A 23,362-nucleotide genomic window follows, 5' to 3' on the forward strand; every position below is an offset into this window, starting at 1 on the left:
CCCCTGCCCCCGACACCACCTGGGAAGAGGTCGAGGCCGAACTGGGTGAACTGGTCGCCACGGTGCAGGGCACGCCCCTCGCTCTGCCTGCCGCCGACCCCGCCACCTGGGAAGAGGTTGAAACCGAACTGGGCGATTTAGTCCTCGACTTTCACGACCTGCAGGACGACCTCAACTACCGCCGCGCCCAGGCCGCTTTGGGGAATCTGGTGCAGCGGCTCAACCTCACCCCCCGCGAGCAGGCCGGGGTCGAAGACGCCCTGCAAAACCTGCGGGGCCTAATTGATAAGCTAGAGAACACGGTGGTGCACATCGCCGCCTTTGGCCTGGTGGGGCGGGGCAAGTCGTCGCTGCTGAATGCGCTGCTGGGTGAGGCGGTGTTTACCACTGGCCCCACCCACGGGGTGACCCAGGTGGTGGAGGGCAGCCGCTGGCAGGTCAGCCAGGAGTCTCTAGGGGAGGACACCCCCGACCTGCTGCGGGTTTCGCTCAAGAGCCTGGGCCAGTCGCGCATCGAGCTAATCGACACCCCCGGCCTTGACGAGGTGGATGGCGACGATCGCGCCGCCCTGGCCCGCCGCATTGCCGAGCAGGTCGATCTGATTTTGTTTGTGATTGCGGGCGACCTTACCCGCGCCGAGTACGAGGCCCTGCAAGCCCTGCGCCAGGCCAGCAAGCCCATGCTGCTGGTGTTCAACAAAATTGACCAGTACCCCGAGGCCGATCGCCAGGTGCTCTACGAAACCCTGCGCGATCGCCGCCTGCAAGACCTGATTTCGCCCGACGAAATCGTGATGGCCGCCGCTTCGCCCCTGGCGGTGCAGGCTACCCCCCAGCCTGACGGCACCGTCACCTACCAGACCGTGCGCGATCGGCCCCAGGTGGACGACCTCAAGCTCAAAATCCTCGACATTCTGCACCGCGAGGGCAAAGCCCTGGTCGCCCTCAACACCCTGATGTATGCCGAAGGGGTGAGCGCCGAAATTTTGGCCCGCAAAAAGCAGATCTGCGATCGCATTGCCGACGACACGATCTGGAACGCCACTCTGATCAAAGCCGTTGCCGTTGCCCTCAACCCCGTCACCGTGGCCGACCTGGTGGGCGGTACCGTGGTCGATGTCATGCTGATTCTCAACCTGTCTCGGCTCTACGGTCTGCCGATGACCCGCCCCGCCGCCCTCAAGCTGCTCCAGCAGATCGCCCTGGGCCTGGGCGGCATTACCGTCAGCGAGCTGGTGATCACCCTCGGCCTCAGCTCGCTGAAGGGGGTGCTGGGGGTGTCTGCGATCGCCACGGGCGGTCTGTCCCTCGCCCCCTACGTGCCCGTAGCCCTGGCCCAGGGCGGGGTAGCGGGTCTGGCCACTTACGGCATCGGCCAAATTACCAAAACCTACCTCACCAACGGTGCCACCTGGGGACCAGAGGGGCCACGAGCCGTGATCACCGAAATTCTCGACGGCCTTGACGAAGACTCGATTTTGAACCGCATTAAAACCGAACTGCGAGCCAAGATTTCACCTCAGTAGTGAGTTTGGCGCTAATGCTAAGCACACTAGGGCAGCGCTAGCACGATCCAGCAACGCACCCCTGCAACCCTCTAGTCGTCAGCATCCTCAGTCGGAACGACAGTGCGATCGGTCCCATCGGTAGTGTCTGTGGTATCGACTGTCGGATCTTGCGCCTCAGGAGTCGTGACCCGAGGCGGCTGGGTCTGGGGAGTGGGGATCTGAGGCGTTTCAATTTCTCTAACCGGAATATCGAGGCGGTTTTCTTCAGGTCTGGGTTCGGTTCCGGCCTCAGCTTCAGTCGCAGCGCCATCGACACCCGCCGGATCGGTGGTAGATTCTGGCGTCGTTTCTGCCGATTCGTCAGCAGCGCCTGGCTGGTCTGCGGCTGAACTAGCCGGGGTAGCACTGGAACCGGGCACCACGCCAGGCCCGGTAATGGTGTAGCTTCTGTTCCCCGAAGAGGTGCCTTCCTGGGTTTCAGTAGCGGCCTCGCCAACCCCAGAAGCCTCGGTTTGTGACTGCACCGGCTGCGCGTCGTTGTCGCTGGCGCAGAGGTCGTCAAGGTTGACCACCTCACCCTCTGAGTTAACTAAGTAGCAAAACCCCTGGGCCTGGCTGGGGCTTGACCACAGGATTGCGCCAGCCATTAAACCAAGACTACCTGCAAAGGTTAAAACATTAGGTTTCATAGGATTCCACAACCTCTAGCGCAATGCATAGCGCCATATGAAGAACGTCAGAAGATCATCAGCTCAACAGAACTTAATCACACCCTACCAGCAGTATCGCAGGTGCCTTATCGTCCTTGTGGTAGAAACTTGCATCGCGGTAAGTTGTAAAGGCTGCCCCAGCCCAGATACTTACTGATTGACACCAATGACGCAATTTACGCTCTACGGCCCCACCATCAGCACCTACGTTCGCACGGTGCGAATGATTTTGGCAGAAACCAACACGCCCTACGACCTAAAAACAGTCAATATCTTTAGCGATCGCACCCCCGAGTACCTGGCCAAAAACCCCTTCGGTAAAGTGCCCACGCTAGAAATGGACGGGGAAACGCTCTACGAAACCTGCGCCATCGTTGAATACCTCGATACCGTGGTAGGCAACCGGGGCTTTACTCCCACAGGTGCCCTGGGCCAGGCCCGTATGCGCCAAATTATGGCGATCGTAGACAGCTACCTCTACGGCCCGGCGATTGGCGTCATCACCATTCAGCGGCTGATTGTGCCCAGCCAGGGCGGCCAAACCGACGAAGCCGCCGTCGCCGCCGCCGTACCCAAGGCCAAAACGGCCCTAGAAGCAATCGAGGCGATCGCCCCCTGCACCCCCTACCTGCTGGGCGAAGCCATTACCCTGGCCGACTTTTATCTCATGCCGGTCATGCTCTACCTGTCTAAAACCCCAGAGCTGAAAGCCGCTACCGGCCAAACCCCCAAGCTCAACGACTGGTGGACTTTAGTCAGCGATCGGCCCAGCTTTAAGGAGGTAGTTGCCTAGGGCGGGTTCATCAGTCAACCAGCACTCCCGGCTCCCGCAGCCCCGCCAGCCTGCCCTGCCCGGTGCAAAACAGCACCGTTTTGATCTCGGCAATCAGCACCTCCGCCAGGGCGGCCACGGCTTCCTCCGAGTCACTGGCCGCCTGCAAAAACGGCATCGCCAGTCCTGCCAGGTCGGCCCCCAGGGCGATCGCCTTGGCCACATCCAGCCCGTGGCGCAGCCCCCCCGACGCAATCAACGGTAGGGTGGGGGCCACCTGCCGCGCCTGCACAATGCAGTCTGCCGTAGGCAGGCCCCACTCGCCAAAGGTCTGGCCCAGCCGTCGCTGGTGGGCATCTAGCGCTCGCTCGCTCTCTACCCGCGCCCAGGAGGTGCCCCCGGCCCCGGCCACATCTACCGCCGCGACTCCGGCTTCGATCAATCGCCGCACCAGGGGGGCGGCAATGCCGTTGCCTACTTCCTTGGCGATTACCGGCACCGGCAGCGCCGCGCAGAGCTGCTCAATTTTGCCCAGCAACCCCTTAAAGTTGGTGTCGCCTCCGGTCTGCACCGCCTCTTGCAGCGGGTTGAGGTGCAAAATCAGCGCATTGGCCTCCAGCTTTTCGACCACGCGGCGGCACTGGTCGAGCCCGTAGCCGTAGTTGAGCTGCACCGCCCCCAGGTTGGCCAGCAGCAGCATGTCGGGGGCCAGCGCTCTGACCGCAAACGTCTCCATCAGCTCCGGATTCTCGACTCCCACCCGCTGAGAGCCCACCCCCATCGCCAGGCCAAAGCGCTGGGCCACCACCGCCAACCGCCGGTTGATCTGGTGGGCCGCCTCGGTGCCCCCGGTCATCGACGAAATCAGCAGCGGTGCCCCCAGCGGATGGCCCAAAAACGTCGTGCTGATGTCAATATCCTGGTAGTCAAGCTCTGGCAGGCAGCAGTGGGTGAACCGATAGCGCTCTAGCCCCGTGGTAATTTGGGCGCACTGCACCGGCCCTTCTAAACAAATGCGCAGATGATCGGCCTTGCGGGCCTGGGTCTCATGGGCAACAGGCAGTACAGTCACAGCGCGTATGGCGAAATCAACGCCCCCTATCGTAGGCAAGAATGCCGGAGTTGGCTGCGATCGCACACCCAACGTAATAACTCTACCCCTTCAGCAGCTCCACCCCGTCGCGCCCGTCCACAGGCTGTAGAAACACCTTCACCGACTCATCCTTGGCCGTCGGCAGCACCTTGCCCACAAAGTCGGGGTGAATGGGCAGCTCGCGGTGGCCGCGATCGATCAGCACCGCCAGGCGAATGGCGCTGGGCCGCCCGTAGTCGATCACCGCATTGAGGGCGGCGCGAATGGTGCGACCGCTAAAGATCACGTCATCGACCAGCACCACCACCCGGTCGGTGATATCGAAGAGAATTTCGGTGCGGGCCGGGGTGCGGGTGCTAATTTTGTCTAGGTCATCGCGGTACAGGGTGATGTCGATCGCCCCCACCGGCAGCTCTACCCCCTCCAGCCGCTGAATTTGCTGAGCCAGCAGGTGGGCCAGGGGCACCCCTCGCGTGTGGATGCCCAGCAGCACCAGGCGGTTCAGGTCGCCCCCTCGCTCTACCACCTCCGACGCCAGCCGGTTTAGGGTACGGCGCATCTCTTCGACCGACAAAATCTCAACGACCGTGCTGCTGGCACCCATCGACAGCTCTCCCGACGGTAAAAACTCACTATAGCGGACCCTGGAATGGGTATAGCAAAAGACCCCTGATGCCAGAGGTCTTTCAGCTGCAACAGCGGTCGTGCAGCGGGCCTACTGATAACGCTCTCTTACGAAGGCGAGAGGAAGAGGGTAAGCGCACGGCTGTCTAAGGATTGAACCTTGCCTGCCTCGTTCAGGTCTTCTACCACCCGGTTGAGCAAGTCGGTGGCGCGATCGCGATGCTGATGCTCTCGCCCCCGCAGCCTGACCAGAAACTTGACAGAATCTCCCTTGTCTAACCATTGAGCGGCCCGCTTAATGCGCAGCGCGTAGTCAGATTCACCAATATTGGGGCGAAACTTAACTTCTTTCACAGAAGGACGCGAGGTCTGCTTCTGGCGCTTGTTCTGCTGATACTGGAGCTTGCCGTGGTCCATAATCTTAGCCACGGGCGGGCCATCGTCACTGGGAGAGACGACCACCAGATCGAGCTTGCTCTCTTTGGCCATCTTGAGGGCATCTCGGGTGTCGATCACGCCCAGGTTTTCACCCGTCTGAGTGATCAGCAGAACCTCGGGGTCTCTAATGTCGCGGTTAACAACGGCTTTCTGCTTCTTAGCGATAAGACAAATCTCCAAACTCTACAAATACGAAGTTGATCCAAGGATAACCCGTACCCAGAGCGGCTGCATCTTTCTGCTGGTAGGAACCGCCAGTAGGAGCTGCGCGCGGTTGCTAGGATGTGGCCCTTACAGGCTTGTCGTGTTTGCAGCTGCGCCCGTTTGGGGATACTAGCCTTGCCATAACTGAAGATGTTCCTGCGCTGCAGGGCTGGGGGCACCCGGCCCTGTTTTTTTGGCTGGGCCTGCCTGAAGCAGGCGTTGAAGAACGGTGAGGAAAACGCCTGGCGATCGCGCCTAGCCGCGATTCTTAATCGTCATCACCTGCACAATCTGCTGGGCCGTCGCGTTGGGAATCTCTAGAATGACGCAGAGATCTTCTAAAAAAGACTGCTCCTGGGGCGTAACCGTGCGATCGGAGAGCACCAGATCGGTGGCGATCGCAAAGGCGGTTTCTCGCAGGTCTGGGGGCAGCACCCCCTTGGCCTGGTTCACCAGCGTCCCTGGTCCCTCCTGCTTCAGGCGGGCGAGCAAATTGTCAAACAGACGGTGGAGGGCTTCGCTAGAGTAGCTGCTAAACAGCGCCATGCGCGACAGCAGCATCGTCATATCCTGCCCCTCGCGCTCGGCCAGGTAGCCGTCAGCGGCGATCGCCACCAGCGCAATGCTGGCCAGGGCCTCTGCCGGGCCCATAGCGGCCGCCCCTGTCGATGAATTGATCATGTCTGTCTTCCCCTAGCGTTGCCGTAGCCCTGGTGCCACCTAATTCTTGCCCTAAAGCGGCCCCGGTGCAATCTACTCGTCAGGAGTCTTTACCGCTAGCAAACCCGCTGCTGCTGCGGCATCCGTCAAATTGCCTAACCTTGTGATCAATCTCACAATCGAGTGTGACAAATTGGCTAGGTTTTCAGGAACCTTCCAGTGATACTAAGGTTGACTCAACTTTAGCCGAGTCATCTACAGGGAACACACAACCAACCGACATGCCCTCACGGGTCTGTCGGTTTTTTTCTATTTCCCGGTCGCCTGGTGGTAGAAGCGCTGCATATCGTCAAACCACTGTCGCCGCGACTCATCCCAGGTGTAGAACATGTGCCCCCCCTGAAAATGGCGCAGGGTGAGGTTGGGGCGCAGCTCATCGTTGAGCGCCATCTGGTCGACCAGGTGGTTCGACGAAAAGTAGGGCGTTACGAGGTCATAGATGCCGTGAGTGATGTAGACCTGTAGGTAGGGGTTGAGGGCCATACCCACCCGCAGGTCATCCACCGAGCCCACAAAGCCCTGCCGGTAGTCGCTCTCGGGCAAAAACTCCCAGGCTTTGAACACCTCAAAGCTGAGCAGGTTGTAGGTCAGGGTGGTGTTGACCCCCAGGGTAGAGCGCAGGTGGCTATTGATCGCGCCGGTAAACAGGCGATCGATGCCCTCCAGGGTGGGGTCGGTGCCCTCGTGCAGCACGCGATCGGGAAAGGGGTCGATCGCCGTTACCGAACCATCGTAGAGGCCCAGAATGCGCTGCTGGTGGCGCAGTAGCTCGCGGGCAAACACCGCAATATCAATGCGGCCCCGGTGGCGCTGTACCACCTCAGCGGGCAGGCCAATCAGCTCGGCCAGCTGACCAAAGACGCGCTGCTGGTCTGCGGCGGCGGCGGTGCGGCCCAGGGCCAGCAGCGGAATCAGCGTTTTGCGGGCAAACTCGGCGGCCTTAGCGCCGTGGGCGGCGGGGCTGTCGGTAGTGTCTACCCGACCGTGGTAAACCGCCGTCGCCGCCATCGACGGTATCACTGTGGCCCAGCCGCTCAGGTTGTAGTCGTTGCCCTCCAGCAGCATAAACTCCATCACCGGAGAGATTAAAACCGCCCCGCACAGGCCCACGCCGTAGTCCTGCTGCAGCCTGCGGCAGAGCTTCGCCACCCGAAAGCCGCCGTAGCTTTCGCCAGCAATAAACACAGGTGACAGCCAGCGGTGGTGGGTCGAGAGGTACGCTTGAATAAATTCACCCAGGGCGTTAAGGTCGCGATCGACCGTCCAGAATTTCTTGGCGCTATTGTCGGCGCTGTCATCGGGTTTATCGCCGGGCTTCTCAGCCGATTTGTCGTCGGATTTCTCGGCTTTTTCTGCATCTTTAGTGAGCATGCGGCTAAAGCCGGTGCCCAGGGGGTCGATAAACACCAGGTCGGTAAAGCTCAGCCAGCTTTCGCCATTGTCAACCACCTGCACTGGCGGACGCGGCAGGCTGCCGTCGGGGTTAAACACCACCCGGCGCGGTCCCAGGGCTCCCATATGCAAATAGGCCGAGGCCGCCCCAGGGCCACCGTTAAACACAAAGGTAATGGGCCGCTGGGCCGGGTCTTGGTCGGCAATGGTGTACGCCACGTGGAACAGCTCCGCCACGGGTTTGTCATTTTCGTAGAGCGTTTGCCACTGGGCCGAGGCGGTGTAGGGTTGGCTACCGTGGGGGGTCGTCAGCAGGTGCTCGGTGGTGTTGCCCTGGCGTTGAGAAGGTTCTGGCATGGCAGTGCGGGTAAGAAGGCTCTCATTGTTATAGCGCGGGTGCTGCTGGGCAATGGGCACAATTTCTCAAGCGAACGCTCGCAAATTGTCCTCCACTATTCAGGAACGGACACAGTGCCCTTTGAAGATTTAGATTGGGTTAAATTAAATTCTGCTTTAGGAGTTGAAACCCAATGAGATGGCTCCTGCTCGATATCGCTAGCGCCTTTAACAACGTCTACAGCGGCTGGATTCTGTGGAACCTATTTCTGGCTTTTATTCCACTGCTGCTCAGCTTTGGTCTGTTTCGTCGTCAGGATATTTCCCGAAAGTGGTTTTTGGTTGCCTGGCTGCTGGTTGGCGGTATTGGGGCCGTGGGGCTGCTGCCCCGGATTCCCCGAATGGTGCAGGGCTGGTTAAGTATTGCGATTGAGGGTGGCCCTACCGCTCAGCTCAGGCTGCTGTGGCTGTTCGTGGTGGTGGCCCTAGCGGCCCTCCTCAGCATCAAAATCTTCAAGAAGAAGCAGACGATGCAGGGCTGGCTGTGGTGGGTTGGGCTGGTGACATTTTTTGCCTTTTTGCCCAATGCGCCCTACGTACTCACCGACATCATTCACCTGATTCGAGGCACCAGCTTGGGGCAAACTGAGGTTTGGGTTGTAGCTCTGGTTTTTATTCCCATGCACACAGTCGCCATTTTGCTGGGATTTGAGGCCTACGTTATCTCTATTCTCAACCTGGCTATCTATCTCAATCGCCATGGTGCCAGGGCGCTGATTTTACCGCTGGAACTGCTGATTCACGCACTCTGCGCCTTGGGAATCTATCTGGGGCGCTTTCTGCGCTTCAACAGCTGGGACCTGGTGGTCGACCCCAGCAGCGTGCTGACCGATACCCTCGACGTCCTCACCTCCAAGCGTCCTGTCGCTGTTATATTCGTCACCTTTGTCATCTTGAGCAGCCTTTACTGGGTGATGAAGCAAATCAACTTGGGACTCAAGCTGCGCATTCGCTACGCCCGCCAGGGCATAGACGTGCTCGACTAGGGTGCTCAACTGGGCCTCCGGAATCTGCCATGCAGCAACTGTAGGCAGAAGCGGGCACCTTAGCCCTAGCGTTACTTTCGGCAGCCATGTCCTTTAAAGCCAGTGTGCAGCACTTTCAAACCCTGGTGACCTCCTTTCACCCGGTAATCGTCATCGACACCGTTGAGGAGGAGCGGGTGCAGGGGTTAATCAGCGCAGCCTGTCGGGATATGCAGATGGCGGTGTTCGAGTGGAGCATTGCCCAGGGGCTGATGCGATCGCCTGAGAGCCCCGACAACCGCTGGCAAAACGAGTACGCGCCCCCCGGCAGCAAGCGCGGTCAGGCGCTGCCCAAAACCGCCGAACCCGCCGACATGCTGCGCCATATCCAGGATCTCAACTTTAAGGCTATCTTCTGGCTCAAGGACTTTGCCCACCACCTCAAAGATCCGGTGGTGGCGCGGCTGTTGCGGGAAGTCGCCGATCAGTTTTCCCACCACCGCTCAACGCTGGTAATCAGCGGCAGCGGTCATGCTCTACCTCCCGAACTGGCCCACGATGCCGTCTACTTTGACATCAAGCTGCCCGAACCCGAAGAGCTGTATGGGGCCGTCTCCGATGTAGTGCGACTGCTGAAGGGGCGCGTTAAGGTCGAACTGACCCCTGAAGACATTCACGCTCTGGTCAAAGCGCTGCAGGGCATGACCCTGAGCCAGACCCGCAAGGTGGTCTCCTACGCCGCCCTCCACGACGGCAGGCTCAACGCCGACGATGTCAAGCGCGTGCTGGAGCGTAAGGCCCGCGTCATCCACGAAGAGGGACTGCTCGACTACTTTCCGCCCGAAACCAACCTGGCCCAGCTGGGTGGTTTTGAGGGCCTCAAGCGCTGGCTCAGCTACGCCAAAGTTGGCTTTACGCCCCAGGCCCGCCAGTACAACCTGCCCGCCCCCAAAGGCATTTTGATCGTCGGCATTCAGGGCTGCGGCAAGTCGCTGGCGGCCAAAACCATCGCCCGCCAGTGGAATTTGCCCCTGCTCAAGCTCGATGCCGGTCGCCTCTACGATAAGTACATTGGCGAGTCCGACAAAAACTTTCGCCGCGCCGTCACCATGGCCGAAACCATGTCTCCCTGCATTCTCTGGATCGACGAGATCGAAAAGAGCCTGGGCCAGAGCAGCGGCGAGGCCGATGGGGGGCTGAGCCGCCGCCTGTTTGGCTACTTTCTCACCTGGCTGCAGGAAAAATCCCAGGAAATCTTTGTGGTCGCCACCGCCAATGACCTTTCAGCCATTCCGCCCGAGCTGCTGCGCAAGGGCCGCTTTGACGAAATTTTCTTTGTCGATTTGCCCGAGGCCGATGAGCGCCGCGATATTTTGCACATTCACCTGGAGCGCCGCCAGCAGGGCTTGCAGAACTTTAACCTGGAGGAGCTGGTCGTCGCCACCGACGGCTTTAGCGGCGCTGAGATTGAGCAGGCCGTGATCACCGCCTATTACCACGCCCTGCACGAAAATCGCCCTGCCGATACCGCCCTGCTGCTGGATGAGATTAAGCGTACCGTGCCCCTCTCAATTTGCCGCCGCGAAGATATTCAGCGGCTGCGAAACGTGGCTCGGGAGCGATTTGTAGCGGCCCGGTAGGCTGGGCAGGGCCTGGAACCTGTGGGCCGTCACGGCGGTCTGCTGATAGAGTTGATGGGCAAGTCTGTTGCTTTAACACTTGTTGTTTTAAGGCTTGCAGTCTTTAACTATCGGCTTGATCTGGTTTAGGGATAGCGCCGACTTGGATTGCAAACGTCGACTGGGTTTAGGACGGGCTTGGCGTAGGGGCATTGCAGTGCAATGCCACTACTGGAGAATTTCACTTATCAAAGTGATCTAACTAAATTGACTGCTGCAACGGTGCTGCTCAGTCGATCGCTGCGGCTATTTTCTGGAATGGGCGCGGCTTTTTCTGAAGCACTCCATAACCAATCTTTCAGGGAGCCTCCACCATGACGATTTGGGAACCTTCTGCCGTTTTTAAGCAAGATCCTGATCTCCGTTTAGACCCTCAGCAAATGGCCAGTATTCAGCGCAATTTACCGATGGCGAGCGATCGCGGCTACTACGTCGATGCCGTCTTTGAGGGCGGTGGCGTCAAGGGAACGGCCTTTTTAGGCGCGCTACGCTGCTTTGCCGACGCGGGCATCAACTTTCGCAAGGTCGCGGGCACCTCTGCTGGGGCCATTACCGCAGCGATGGTGGCGGCGGGGTTCACCGTTGACCAGCTCGAGCAGGACGTGCTCGGCCCCCTCGATTACCAGGGCCAAATTCTCAGCCAAAAGACCAGCCCCCTGATCTGGAATGGGTCGCCCTCAGACGACATGAAGCAATTTCACTGGATGCTGCTGCGCCTGCTGATCGCTCGACGCAGTGGCCAGTATTCAGCGGAGCCGTTTAAGGCCTGGCTGTCTGGGCATTTGGACCAGAAGCTGCCCACCTTTGCCCCATTTTTGCAGAAGCAGCCCGCTGACCTGGCGTGGCACCAAAAGCGGGATCTAAAAGTAGTGGTCTCAGACATTAGCTGCCAAGAAATGCGGGTGCTGCCAGACGATTTGCGCTTCTATGGTCAGGAAGCTACCCAGTTTTCGGTGGCGGAGGCGGTGCGGCTGTCGATGAGCATTCCGCTGTTTTTTGAGCCAGGGCAGCTGCAAAAATCCACCATCGTCGATGGCGGATTGCTGAGCAATTTTCCGCTGTGGATCTACGATGCTGAACCCGGCCAAAGGCCCTGCTGCCCCACGTTCGGCTTTCGGCTGATGGAGACGGTGGAGGAGTGCAAACCCAGCAACCCCAAGTCTGCAAAACCCGTCAAAGGCGCTTTGGGAATTTTGCGGGCCATGGTAGAAACCATGCAGGTAGCCCGCGACAATCACCACATTCGCAAGAACGAGATGGGCCGAATCATTAATATTGCTACCGGCAAGATTTCGGCCACCCAGTTCGATTTGACCAATGCCGACAAAGACAGCCTGTACAGGTCAGGCTATGCGGCTGCCAAGGCATTTTTGCTGCGGTGGAGCTGGGAGGCGCATCTGCGCGATCGCGGCTTTGAGCCGGTAGCAGCCCCAGCCATCGTGGGTTAATTGCAGCGGGCACGGGCGATCGCCCGTGCCAATCGACAAAACCCTAAAAGCCTGCCGAATTTTCGGCAGGCTTTTGGCTGGGTATGGGCAGCGCTGGGGCAGCGCCTGAGACCGCCAGGTTGTTCTAACCTTGACAAGTATTTAAAAATGTTAAATTGGTACATGCGTTGTCACTAAGCCCCCAGACATGCCCAAATCGGACGCTTCTGCTAAGAAAACCGCCGCCGCTAAAAAAGGCCAAGCGTCCAGCAAGGGTGGTGCTCATTCTCAAAATGGCAGCAGCGCCCGCACCGACAGCTCCAGCCCAGGTCTGGCCCACCACCACGCCGCCATCGACGACAATGTGATCCGCATTCGCGGGGCGCGCCAGCACAACCTCAAGAACCTGGACCTGGAGATTCCCCGCAATCAGCTGATTGTGTTTACCGGAGTGTCGGGCTCGGGCAAGTCTTCCCTGGCCTTTGACACCATTTTTGCCGAGGGCCAGCGCCGCTACGTCGAGTCGCTGAGCGCCTACGCCCGCCAGTTCCTCGGCCAGGTCGACAAGCCCGATGTGGACGCGATCGAGGGGCTGAGCCCGGCCATCTCCATTGACCAAAAATCGACCTCCCACAACCCCCGCTCCACCGTGGGCACGGTCACCGAAATCTACGACTACCTGCGCCTGCTCTACGGACGGGCGGGCGATCCCCACTGTCCCCACTGCGATCGCAGCATTTCCCCGCAGTCTATCGACCAGATGATCGATCGGATTATGGAGCTACCCGATCGCACCCGCTTTCAGATCCTCGCCCCCGTGGTGCGGGGCAAAAAGGGCACCCACAAAAAGCTGATCTCCAGCCTGGCCTCGGAGGGCTTTGTGCGGGTGCGGGTGGACGGTGAGCTGCGCGAGCTGACCGACAACATTGAACTCGACAAAAACTACAGCCACAACGTTGAAGTGGTGGTCGATCGCCTGGTCAAAAAAGAAGGGCTGGAGGACCGCCTGGCCGACTCGCTGCGCACCTGTCTGAAGCGATCGGAGGGGATCGCGGTGATTGAAATTCTGGCCGAGAAGCCCCAAACCGCCGAGGCCCCGGCTCCCGGCAGCAATGTAGTATCGATCTCAGATCGCCTGCCCCAGGCCGCCGAGGCCGAGGGCAGCTACGGGTTGCCCAAAGAACTAGTCTTTTCAGAAAACTTCGCCTGCCCCGAGCACGGCGCGGTCATGGAGGAGCTATCGCCCCGGCTGTTCTCCTTTAACTCGCCCTACGGGGCCTGCCCCAACTGCCACGGGCTGGGCAGTCTGCGCACTTTTTCTGCCGATCTGGTGGTGCCCGACCCGTCGCTGCCCGTGTACGCCGCGATCGCCCCCTGGTCTGAAAAAGACAACACCTACTACTTTTCGCTGCTCTACAGCGTCGGCCAGGCCTTTGGCTTCGAGATCCAGAGCCGGTGGGATCAGCTCACCCCCGAGCAGCAGCACATCGTGCTCCACGGCAGCGAGGAGAAAATTTATATAGAGTCTGACTCGCGCTACCGCGATCGCAAGGGCTACCACCGCCAGTATGAGGGGGTGCTGCCCATCCTCGATCGCCAGTACAAAGACAGCACCTCTGAGCTGCACAAGCAAAAGCTAGAAAAGTACCTGATCGACCAGACCTGCGAGGTCTGCCACGGCACCCGGCTCAAGCCCGAGTCCAACGCCGTGCGCATTGGCCCCCACTCGATCAGCGACCTCACCAATGTCTCCATTCGCGAGTGCCTCAAGCGCATTCGCACCCTGGTGGGCGAAGAGGGCGACGCCCCCAAACTCTCGGCCCGGCAGCTCCAGATCGGCGCTCTAGTACTGCGCGAAATTCGCGCCCGCCTCCAGTTCATGATGGATGTCGGGCTAGACTACCTCACCCTGCACCGCACCGCCATGACCCTCTCCGGCGGCGAGGCCCAGCGCATTCGCCTGGCCACCCAGATTGGCTCCGGTCTCACGGGCGTGCTCTACGTGCTGGATGAGCCCAGCATTGGCCTGCACCAGCGCGACAACGATCGCCTGCTCAACACCCTCACCCGCCTGCGCGACCTGGGCAACACCCTGATCGTGGTCGAGCACGACGAAGACACGATCCGCGCCGCCGACCACCTGGTAGATATTGGGCCAGGAGCGGGCATCCACGGCGGCTCGATTGTGGCCGAGGGCGACCTCAAAACTCTGATGACCGCCAAAGATTCCCTCACGGGGGCCTACCTGTCGGGGCGCGTATCTATCCCTACCCCAGCCGAGCGACGACCGGGCAACGGGCGATCGCTGACCCTCAAAAACGCCCACCGCAACAACCTCAAGCACCTGGATATCGAAATTCCCCTGGGTGAGCTGGTCTGCGTGACCGGCGTCTCCGGCTCGGGTAAATCGACCCTGATCAACGAGCTGCTCTACCCCGCCCTACAGCACCACTTCGGCAGCAAGGTGCCCTTCCCCAAGCACCTCGACAAGCTCGACGGGCTGAAGGCGCTCGACAAGGTGATCGTGATCGACCAGTCGCCGATTGGCCGCACCCCCCGCTCCAACCCCGCTACCTATACCGGCGTCTTCGACGTCATCCGCAACCTGTTCACCGAAACCATCGAGGCCAAGGCGCGGGGCTACAAGGCGGGCCAGTTCTCCTTTAACGTCAAAGGTGGGCGCTGCGAGGCCTGCGGCGGCCAGGGCGTCAACGTGATCGAAATGAACTTTTTGCCCGATGTGTACGTGCAGTGTGAGGTGTGCAAGGGGGCGCGCTACAACCGCGATACCCTGCAAGTCACCTACAAAGGCAAGAACATCTCCGATGTGCTAAACATGACCGCCGAAGAAGCCCTGGCCTTTTTCGAAAATATTCCCCAGGCCCAGGCCCGGCTGCAAACCATGGTCGATGTGGGGCTGGGCTACATTCGCCTGGGGCAGACGGCCCCTACCCTCTCCGGCGGCGAGGCCCAGCGCATGAAGCTGGCCTCGGAGCTGGCCCGCCGCTCTACCGGCAAAACCCTGTACTTAATTGATGAGCCTACCACCGGCCTGTCGTTCTACGACGTACACAAGCTGCTGGACGTGGTGCAGCGCCTGGTGGATAAGGGCAACTCGGTACTCACCATCGAGCACAACCTGGATGTGATTCGCTGCTCAGACTGGATTATCGACCTGGGGCCGGAGGGGGGCGATCGCGGCGGCGAGCTGATCGCGGTGGGCACCCCCGAAGCGGTGGCCCAGGTGCCCGGCTCCTACACGGGCAAGTACCTGGCCAAGGTACTAGAGCAGCACCCCACTGGCATCTCGGCATCGGCTGGCTGATTCACAACGGCGGGTCAATGAGTTTCTAGAGCTTGTGATTGAGCCTTTGCCAACTTTAGTAATCCGTTAATCGACAAGTCCTCATCTAGAGTAGGCCAGTGAATGCCATAGCCCGATGGCGCAATGCGGTAGATGTTGCGATCTGCTGCGGACGCCTGTAGTAGCCGTTTTGAAACCTGAGCTAGCGGCAGTCGATAAACTCGCTGATCTACGCCTAAGGTCATCCAGTCACCATCAAACGCTAAGCTCTCGACCTCATGCTGCTTAGTCATGATTACCTCCAAAAGCAGAGTCCCAAGCCTCTACGATGTCATCAAAATGTTGCAAGATAATTTTACGGACTTCTCTAGTATCTCGCGCTGACAGATTGTAAGTATAAGCTTCGCGAATTTCATAGGCATCTACATCTAGCCAATACTTACAGTCTCGTTCCCCTTTTTGGGCATGAATGTGGATGGGCTCACTTCCTTCGTTTGAGTAAAAGTGGAAGCGCCAACCCCGCAAGTATAAAACTGTAGGCATAGATGTATCACTAATCCTGTTGTAACGCTTGTTTCAACCAGCCTCTCAACGCGCAGGGGTGAGAGGGGAACGTTACCCCTAGGGATCCTGCGCCCCAGAATGCATTGTCACAGCTCTGACACAGGTTTGCTATACGGCGGTTTTAGGCTCTAGCCCATAGTCGTATAGCAACAAATCTTCACGCGAGGGTTCCAGCACATGCTTGGTCCGGGGCAAAAGCTGGTGGGGCAATCAGCGCCGTCCAGTGCTGTCCAGCCCACCACCGGAAACCTTGTTGCGATAGAACCCTCACAAAGCCAAGAGGTTTCCTGGCTTGTCCTGTGTTCCTTAGGGAAAGATCGCCGGGACGCTGTGTTGCACTACGTCATAGACACGATTAACAAAGCGCAATGGTTCAATGAATAGCCTGCACAATCCGCTCCTGACCGCTCAGATCGAGATTCTGCTCCTACTCCTGGTAGCCTGCCTGGGAGCAGTGACTTTCAAACGCCTCAATTTTCCTTACACCATCGGTTTGGTCATCATTGGGTTAGGCCTGGGGTTTTTGACGTCAACCGACCTACCCTTTGAAACCCTCAACGTTCTGACCCTCTCGCCCAACCTGATTCTCTACATCTTTGTGCCGCCGCTGGTTTTTGAATCGGCCCTGAATCTGGACAACCGAGTACTGCTCAAAACCCTAACCCCGGCTCTGATTCTGGCAGGACCGGGGTTACTTGTCTCTGCACTGATAGTGGGCGGCAGTCTGGCCTGGTTGACCCCCCTATCGCTGGGCGGGGCGCTGGTATTTGGGGCCTTAATTTCGGCCACCGACCCCGTCTCCGTCATTGCTCTCTTTAAAGACTTTGGCGTTCCCAAACGGCTGACGATGCTGGTAGAGGGAGAGAGCATGCTGAATGACGCCACCGCCATCGTACTCTTCGACCTGGTGCTGGCTGCTGTAGCCGCTCGCGAGTTTGGTGTAGATACCGTCGAGCAGGCGTCGGTCAATGTTTTTGTCGTGCTGGGGGGAGGGCTGCTGGTGGGTACGGCGATCGCCACCATCATGGCCTATTCCATCGCTCAGGCTCGCCACAATCCGCTGATTCAAATGACCGTCACCATCATCGTGGCCTATGCGTCATTTATTGCCGCCGATCACTTCTTCCATGTATCTGGCGTCATTGCGGTCATGATTGCCGGTATTATCGTTGGGCTCTACGTAGACCAACGCCTCAATCCAGACGTGCGCCGCTATCTGCACGAGTTTTGGGAGTATGCCGCCTTTATTGCCAACAGCCTGATTTTTCTGCTGGTGGGCATTACCACCGCTGGCTTCATCTTTAAGCTGGGAGTCAGCGACGTGGGGTTCTGGCAGTCGATCGGCTGGGCCATCGTGATGGCGGTCTTGGCCCGAGCTGTGGTGGTGTTTGGGTTAACACCCGTTTCTAACTGGCTGCAGCGCAAGACAGAACCCATCGGCTGGCGCTTTCAGGTGGTGACCTTTTGGGGTGGCCTGCGGGGTGCGGTAGCGCTGGCCCTGGCCCTTAGCTTGCCCAACAACTTTCCCAACCGGGAGCTGATTATTGCCATGACTCTGGGGGTGGCGCTATTTACGATTTTGGTCAGCGGCACCACCACCGGCAAAGTGATCCACTTTCTGAAGCTAGATGAGCCGCCGATTTTAGAGTCGCTCGGCAAGGCGCAGGCGACGGTGCTGGCCAAGCGCGAGGTGCTGCGGTATCTGCACAAGCTGGATGCCGTGGGCCTATTTGACGAAGCGGTGATTCACACCCTGCGCCAAGACTACCAAACGGCTCTAGCTCGGGCTGAAGACGAAGTTACCCTAATCTGGAACGAACTGAAGACCAACCCCGGCCTGGGCCGCCAGGTGTTTTGGCTGCAGGGTTTAGAGATAGAACAGCAGGCCTATCGCGATCTCTACGACCAGGGACTGCTATCGGAGGCGGTGCTGCGTAAGCTGAATCTGCTGGTAGAGGCCAAGCGGGATGACGTGCTGGCCAACAAACTTCCGCCCAAGATGCCGCCGATGTGGGCCACCGAGTCTCCTTTAGAACATTTTGCGGTGAAGCATTTGCAGCGATTTGCGGCCGGTCGTGACTGGTGTCGCAAACGCCGTCGGCATCGTTCAATGGTGCGCTATGAGTACCATGCTGCCACCGCCTATGTCAGCCGTAAGGTGGCCCAGCGCATTGAGCATTTGGAGGCAGCACAGGCGGTCGAGCCGATTATCGCCGAAGACTGCATCCAGTTCTACCACAGCAAGAGTAAGCGAGCCTTTCACCAGCTTTCGGTGATGGGTACCAGTCGCCACGAGCTGGCCATTGCCCTCCAAACCCAGGTGGCGAACCACGCCGCCCACATCAGCGAAGAGGAGGTCTTCGAAAAGCTAGTCTCGGAAGGCATCATTCCTGAAAGTGCCCTCGGCGAGATTCGTCAGCTGGTAGAGATGGAAAGTCGGCAACTGTAGGCTGGTACGACACAGGTTTAACACCGAATTACCACATCGCCTACCTATAGTTATGGCTACCCTTTAAAGCCTTGATGGGGCGTGATGCGTCCGACTAATTTAGAGCCCAGCATCGTTTATTCTCGCCTGACCTATGACTGCTGATGGTCCATCTCCGGCCCGAAACTGGGCCTCTGCCGCGATCGCCCTGCTCGGTCTCTTGATTGTTGGGGTACTGCTGCAGCTGGGGGTGGGGCTGTGGATTGACGAGAACTGGTTTTCTCACCTGGGCTACGCTCAGGTGTGGTGGATCAACCGGGCGGCTCCGTGGGGGCTGGGGCTGGTGGTGTTTTTGGGTATGGCCCTGTGGCTGGGGCTAAACCTGCGGCTGGCCTGGCCGCCCTATATCAAGCGACTCTGGCGCAGGCTGCTGGTGGTGCTGGTCAGCGGGTCGGTGGCCGCGATCGCGATGGCCCACTGGTTTACCTTTCTGGTAGTGCTGTTTCAGCAGCCGGTAGGTCTTGCCGACCCCATTTTGCAGCACGACATTAGCTTTTACCTGTTTAGCCTGCCGCTGCTGCTGCAGCTACAGCGGTGGGGGTTTTGGGTGGGGGTGCTTACCGCCGGGCTGGTGGCTCTCTGCTACGGGTTCCGGCTGCGGCGGCAGCCTGTTGCCGCTCAGCCGCTGCTGCCCCAGCAGGTCCAGCGGCATCTGTTGGGCCTGGGAGGGGTGCTGATGCTGTTTCAGGGGCTGGGCCACTGGCTGGCCCGCTACACCCTGATGTATTCCAATCGGGGCTCCTTTGCGGGGGCCAACTACACCGACGTACACGCCCAAATGCCCGCTGACTTTTTGCTGGCGGGCCTGGCCTGGGTGGGGGCGCTGGCGCTGCTTTATCTGGCTGTTTTTAGCCCCGCGCTGGTCGCGCTCAAGGCGGCTCAGGCCAAGGCCGAGTGGCGCTGGTTGCCCTGGCAGGTGACCGGGCTGCTGCTGATCTTTGGTGGCTACGGGCTAGCGGCTCTGGGGGCGGGGGTGTTCTACCCTGACCTGGTGCAGCGCGTTGCGGTACTGCCCAACGAGCTGGAGCGCGATCGCCCCTACATCGAGCACAATATTGCCTTTACCCGAAAGGGCTACAACCTCAGCGAGGTCGATGTCCAATCTTTTCAGGTCAAAGACAATCTGACCGCTGAGAGCCTGACCAACAATACCGCCACCCTCAAAAACATTCGTCTCTGGGATAACGAACCGCTGCTTGCAGCCTACCGCCAGCTGCAGGAAATTCGCCCCTACTACCAGTTTCCCAGCGTCGATGTCGATCGCTACACCATCGACGGCGACCTGCGCCAGGTGATGCACTCGGCCCGCGAACTCGACTACTCGCTGATTCCCGAACGGGCTCGCACCTGGGTTAACGATCACTTCTTTTACACCCACGGCTACGGCCTGGCCCTGAGCCCGGTAAACGTAGTGACGCGGGTGGGGCTGCCCGACTTTTTCATTCAGGATATTCCGCCTCGGGCTACCAGTCCGGCGGCGGCGGCGGCTTTTCCTATCGACAACCCGGCCATCTACTTTGGCGAACTCACCGACATCGATGTGTTTGTCAACACCAATGCCCAGGAGCTTGACTATCCCAAAGAAGAAGCCAACATCTACACCACCTACCAGGGCAGCGGCGGACTGCCGATGGGGGCATTCTGGCAGCGCCTGCTCTACGCCTGGCACTTTGGCGACTGGCAAATTTTGCTGAGCCAGGAGTTTAACCCCGATAGCCGCTTTCTGTTTCGCCGTCAGATCACCGAGCGGGTACAGACCCTGGCCCCCTTCTTGCGCTACGACCAGGACCCCTACCTGGTGATTGCCGATGGCGGCCTGTACTGGATGATCGACGCCTACACCACCAGCCGCTACTACCCCTACAGCGAGCCCACCCCCAGCGGCGATCTCAACTACATTCGCAACGCGGTCAAGGTGGTGGTCGATGCCTACAACGGCAGCGTCGATTTTTATCTGGCCACCCCCAAAGACCCTATCATCGAAACCTACCAGCGCATTTACCCCAGCCTGTTTAAGCCACTGGAGGCCATGTCAGCAGAGCTGCGATCGCACATTCGCTACCCCAACGATCTGTTTGAGGTGCAGACCCAGCAGTATGCCACCTACCACATGAGCGACGCCCAGGTGTTTTACAACAAAGAAGACCTGTGGCAAATTCCCGAACAGATTCGCCAGGTGGACGGCGATCTAGGTGATGGCGAAGGGGGCGAAGGAAACGTCAACAACTGGCTATTTGACTCCAGCCTGCCCGGCCCGCTGCCCACCAGCCAGGCGATGCCGCCCCACTACCTGATTTTGGAACTGTCTGCCATCGACGCCACGGCCAACCCCAGCCGCAGCGCTGAGTTTGTGCTGCTGTCGGCCTTTACCCCGGTCAACAAACAAAACCTGATCGCCTGGATGGCGGCCCGCTGCGACGGCGACGAATACGGCAAGCTGCTGGTCTACCAGTTTTCGCGAGAAAGTCTGGTGTTTGGCCCCCAGCAGGTGGAAGCCCGCATTAGCCAAAACCCAATTATTTCTGAGCAAATTTCTCTGTGGAACCAGCAGGGGTCGCGGGTAAACCGGGGTAGTTTGCTGATTATTCCGGTGGAGCAGGCGCTGCTGTATGTACAGCCCCTGTACCTGGAGGCCGAAGACAGCAAGCTGCCCGAACTCACCCGCGTAATCATCGCCTACCGCGACCAGGTGGTGATGGAACCCACCCTCGACCAGGCGCTCCAGGCCCTATTTGCCCCGGCGACAGAGGGTACGGCGGCTGAATCGGCGCTGCCCCTGAGCGATGCATCAGCCCTGTAGCAGGCTGCAGACTGGCCCAGACCTGACTGTGGTATGGCTGCCAGATTTAAACGGAAAAGGCTCAGACCATTGCCCGAGCCCTTTTAGGGTTAGCGAAACGGTTAATTTAGACCAATCGGGCGATCGCGCCTGGCCTAAAACCCAGCGTCCGAATCGGTCCAGGTTTCGCAGGGCTCAAGGCTGCAGCTGGCCATTACCACCTCAATCAAGAAATCGCCCTCGTAGGGAGAGACCACTACAGGGACCGCATCGACGAGAGTGTCTGACGCTACCAGTTCACCACTGACTGCGTCGTAGAGAAATATATCCAGGTCGGCACAGTCGTTGTCGCAGCTGGCAAAAACGGACTCCTCGGCCAGTAGGTAGCCGTTGTAGGTAATCGTCTCGCCGTGGTGCAGCCAGTCTACGCGAGACTGTGCCTGGGCGATGGTGGCCGTCGTCGCCACGGCGATCGCGCCCAACGCCACTGTTGCCGTCATCTTCACTCCAAACTTAGCCATGGCTTAGTGCTCCGAGGTTGATAAAAAATGCAGGCCAACGTCCGGCCTGTGACCAGCGATTGACCTTTCCCCCTAGATTGCCCTAGTGGTATCTAATACAACACTTCGCTTTGCCAGCTCTACGGAGACTTCAACCAAAGATTAAGGAAGCTGCACCAGTACCCAGTCGCGCACCTGGCCCAGGCGTACCGTCTCGGCGGGTAGCGTCCCCAGGTCTGGCACGGCGACCCAGGCGTAGCTGCCCGGAGCCAGGGTTTGCCAGCTGTCGGTTGCGACACCGGGCTGGGGCGTGTAAAAGGTAATCAGCACTGCATCTTCGTCACCGAGGCTAATGCTGTTGACAATGATGTGAACTGGGTTATCCGCCACAATTGCTTGGAGGGGAGGCGTGGTCAGCGCCAGCTTGACATCAGGGTTGTAGTTGCCCCACAGGCCCGTGGTGTAGAGCAGCGCGATCGCCAGCCACGGCCCCAGCAGCCACCCCGCCTGCCACAGCGGAGCCGACTCAGCCCGCCGCGATCGAGTTCTAGAGCGCCAGTAAACCCCCAGAGGCACCAGCCAGCCCAGCCCCGCCGCGATCGCCAGCAGGGCGTAGCGCCACAGGTCTGCCACAGCAATCCACTGAGGGCGCAGCAGCACCACGATCCCGGCCCCCACCAGCACCGCGCCAATGCTGGCGAGACCATAGGTCAGGCCCGCCACCAGTCGCCGCCGCCGCCCGGTTTGGTAGAGCGACCCCAGGGTGGTGAGGGTGAGGGCCGCCAGCAGCGCCACGAAGGGCAGCAGCTGCAGCGGGTAGTACCAGGTGCGGGTCTTAAACAGGGTGAGCAGGGTAAACAGCACCAGCGGATACCCCAGCCACAGGGCCTTGCGCGGGTAGGGCGACTGCCACCCCAGCCACACCCCCGGCACCGCCAGCAGCGGCCAGGGAAAGGCGTTGAGGGGAATATTCCAGAAATAGTAGAGGGGGCCGACGTTGTGAAAGTCTTCCTGGGCCAGGTTGACCAGCAGGCCAAAGGTGCGCTCCAGGGGCAGGGTGCCGTAGCGCTGCACGCTGAGGGCCAGCCAGGCGATCGCGGGCACCATACCCACCACCAAACCCAAGTAGAGTCCCGGATTCAGCAGGTGGCGGTGGCGGCGGTGCTCCAGCACCAGGTACGGCCCCAGAGCCATCACCACCGGAATCACCATAATGCTCTTGAGCATAAAGCCCAGCCCCACGGTGCAGCCCGCCAGAAACCCCCAGGCCCGCTGCTGGAGCTGAGTTTCGGCCTGCAGCAGCGCCCAGATGCCCAGCAGCTCCAGCGCCGTCAGGGGCACATCCTGAATGGCCAGCCGCGAGGCCTGCATCCAGATCGGGGTGGCCGCCAAAATGGCTGCGCCCCACAGGGCGATCGCCGGGGTCAGGCACCGCAGGCCGATCGCGTAGGTGAGCATGACTGCTCCCCATGAGGCGATCGCCCCCGGCAGCCGGGCCGACCACTCGCTCACCCCAAACAGCTTGTAGGAGGACGCGATCAGCCACTGAATGCCCATCATGCGATCGTGCACCGGGGCACCCCACCACGGCTGCGTAACCCAGTCGCCAGTTTCCACAATCCACCGGGCCTGCTGAGCATACCAGCCCTCGTCGTGGGGCATCAGGCTTTGCAGCGGGCCGCGCAGCAGCAGCAAAATGCCGACCCACAGGCTCAGCCCCAGGTAGGGTGCGAGGGCAGATTTGCGGAGGCTAAATTGCCGGGTGGTGGGGCTAGAGGAGAATGGCATGGCGAATTGGA

At 59.8% G+C, this 23,362-nt stretch carries 18 protein-coding genes; 8 read left to right on the forward strand and 10 right to left on the reverse strand.

What is annotated here, in order from left to right; genetic code table 11:
* Window positions 1–1,526: DUF697 domain-containing protein (locus ACQ4N7_RS11080; RefSeq protein WP_430711665.1), on the forward strand; the 1,526-nt coding region annotated here is incomplete at its 5' end.
* Between the two features lie 71 nt (window positions 1,527–1,597).
* Here the strand turns inward: ACQ4N7_RS11080 and ACQ4N7_RS11085 are convergent.
* Entirely contained in the window at window positions 1,598–2,155 is a 558-nt protein-coding gene (locus tag ACQ4N7_RS11085) for a hypothetical protein (protein WP_430711666.1), read from the reverse strand.
* A gap of 229 nt (window positions 2,156–2,384) precedes the next feature.
* On the opposite strand from ACQ4N7_RS11085, the gene ACQ4N7_RS11090 reads away from it, so the two are divergent.
* Entirely contained in the window at window positions 2,385–3,011 is a 627-nt protein-coding gene (locus ACQ4N7_RS11090) for a glutathione S-transferase family protein (RefSeq protein ID WP_430711667.1), read from the forward strand.
* A gap of 10 nt (window positions 3,012–3,021) precedes the next feature.
* Here the strand turns inward: ACQ4N7_RS11090 and fni are convergent, their stop codons facing one another.
* The 5 genes from fni to ACQ4N7_RS11115 all read right to left on the reverse strand — a co-directional run bounded on the left by fni (window position 3,022) and on the right by ACQ4N7_RS11115 (window position 7,818).
* Complete coding sequence (gene fni / locus ACQ4N7_RS11095; protein WP_430711668.1) at window positions 3,022–4,062, reverse strand: type 2 isopentenyl-diphosphate Delta-isomerase; 1,041 nt, start codon at window positions 4,060–4,062, stop codon at window positions 3,022–3,024.
* 82 nt (window positions 4,063–4,144) lie between these two features.
* Entirely contained in the window at window positions 4,145–4,687 is a 543-nt protein-coding gene (gene pyrR, locus ACQ4N7_RS11100) for a bifunctional pyr operon transcriptional regulator/uracil phosphoribosyltransferase PyrR (protein ID WP_430711669.1), read from the reverse strand.
* A 128-nt stretch (window positions 4,688–4,815) separates the two neighbouring features.
* Window positions 4,816–5,325 (reverse strand): translation initiation factor IF-3, encoded by a 510-nt coding sequence (gene infC, locus ACQ4N7_RS11105; RefSeq protein WP_430711670.1) that lies wholly within the window; start codon window positions 5,323–5,325, stop codon window positions 4,816–4,818.
* Between the two features lie 279 nt (window positions 5,326–5,604).
* Window positions 5,605–6,030 carry a tellurite resistance TerB family protein gene (locus ACQ4N7_RS11110; RefSeq protein WP_430711671.1) on the reverse strand — a complete coding sequence of 142 codons (426 nt, stop codon included), beginning with the start codon at window positions 6,028–6,030 and terminating at the stop codon, window positions 5,605–5,607.
* A gap of 288 nt (window positions 6,031–6,318) precedes the next feature.
* The gene (locus ACQ4N7_RS11115; protein WP_430711672.1) at window positions 6,319–7,818 is read right to left on the reverse strand and encodes a S10 family peptidase; all 1,500 of its coding nucleotides are present in this window, start codon (window positions 7,816–7,818) and stop codon (window positions 6,319–6,321) included.
* A gap of 173 nt (window positions 7,819–7,991) precedes the next feature.
* Here ACQ4N7_RS11115 and ACQ4N7_RS11120 point away from each other — a divergent pair, with 173 nt between their 5' ends.
* The 4 genes from ACQ4N7_RS11120 to uvrA all read left to right on the forward strand — a co-directional run bounded on the left by ACQ4N7_RS11120 (window position 7,992) and on the right by uvrA (window position 15,253).
* Window positions 7,992–8,843: a DUF1361 domain-containing protein gene (locus ACQ4N7_RS11120; protein ID WP_430711673.1), complete on the forward strand. Its 852-nt coding sequence runs from the start codon at window positions 7,992–7,994 to the stop codon at window positions 8,841–8,843.
* A gap of 86 nt (window positions 8,844–8,929) precedes the next feature.
* The gene (locus tag ACQ4N7_RS11125; protein WP_430711674.1) at window positions 8,930–10,462 is read left to right on the forward strand and encodes an AAA family ATPase; all 1,533 of its coding nucleotides are present in this window, start codon (window positions 8,930–8,932) and stop codon (window positions 10,460–10,462) included.
* A gap of 353 nt (window positions 10,463–10,815) precedes the next feature.
* Window positions 10,816–11,949, forward strand: coding sequence for a patatin-like phospholipase family protein (locus ACQ4N7_RS11130; protein ID WP_430711675.1), 1,134 nt, complete (start codon window positions 10,816–10,818; stop codon window positions 11,947–11,949).
* Between the two features lie 187 nt (window positions 11,950–12,136).
* Window positions 12,137–15,253, forward strand: coding sequence for an excinuclease ABC subunit UvrA (gene uvrA / locus ACQ4N7_RS11135; protein WP_430711676.1), 3,117 nt, complete (start codon window positions 12,137–12,139; stop codon window positions 15,251–15,253).
* 14 nt (window positions 15,254–15,267) lie between these two features.
* Here uvrA and ACQ4N7_RS11140 read toward each other — a convergent pair whose 3' ends face one another.
* Window positions 15,268–15,525, reverse strand: coding sequence for a DUF2442 domain-containing protein (locus ACQ4N7_RS11140; protein ID WP_430711677.1), 258 nt, complete (start codon window positions 15,523–15,525; stop codon window positions 15,268–15,270).
* Window positions 15,518–15,775 carry a DUF4160 domain-containing protein gene (locus ACQ4N7_RS11145; RefSeq protein WP_278003475.1) on the reverse strand — a complete coding sequence of 86 codons (258 nt, stop codon included), beginning with the start codon at window positions 15,773–15,775 and terminating at the stop codon, window positions 15,518–15,520. The genes ACQ4N7_RS11140 and ACQ4N7_RS11145 overlap by 8 nt, the downstream gene beginning before the upstream one ends.
* A 397-nt stretch (window positions 15,776–16,172) precedes the next feature.
* On the opposite strand from ACQ4N7_RS11145, the gene ACQ4N7_RS11150 reads away from it, so the two are divergent.
* The gene (locus ACQ4N7_RS11150; RefSeq protein ID WP_430711678.1) at window positions 16,173–18,245 is read left to right on the forward strand and encodes a cation:proton antiporter; all 2,073 of its coding nucleotides are present in this window, start codon (window positions 16,173–16,175) and stop codon (window positions 18,243–18,245) included.
* A gap of 133 nt (window positions 18,246–18,378) precedes the next feature.
* Window positions 18,379–21,084, forward strand: a complete 2,706-nt coding sequence (locus ACQ4N7_RS11155) for a UPF0182 family protein (protein WP_430711679.1) — start codon at window positions 18,379–18,381, stop codon at window positions 21,082–21,084.
* A gap of 134 nt (window positions 21,085–21,218) precedes the next feature.
* On the opposite strand, the gene ACQ4N7_RS11160 is transcribed toward ACQ4N7_RS11155, so the two are convergent.
* Entirely contained in the window at window positions 21,219–21,584 is a 366-nt protein-coding gene (locus ACQ4N7_RS11160) for a hypothetical protein (RefSeq protein WP_430711680.1), read from the reverse strand.
* Window positions 21,585–21,725: 141 nt separating this feature from the next.
* Window positions 21,726–23,351, reverse strand: coding sequence for an ArnT family glycosyltransferase (locus tag ACQ4N7_RS11165; RefSeq protein ID WP_430711681.1), 1,626 nt, complete (start codon window positions 23,349–23,351; stop codon window positions 21,726–21,728).
* Window positions 23,352–23,362: the final 11 nt, after the last annotated feature.

The organism is Nodosilinea sp. AN01ver1 (assembly GCF_050565655.1).
GTDB lineage: Bacteria > Cyanobacteriota > Cyanobacteriia > Phormidesmidales > Phormidesmidaceae > Nodosilinea.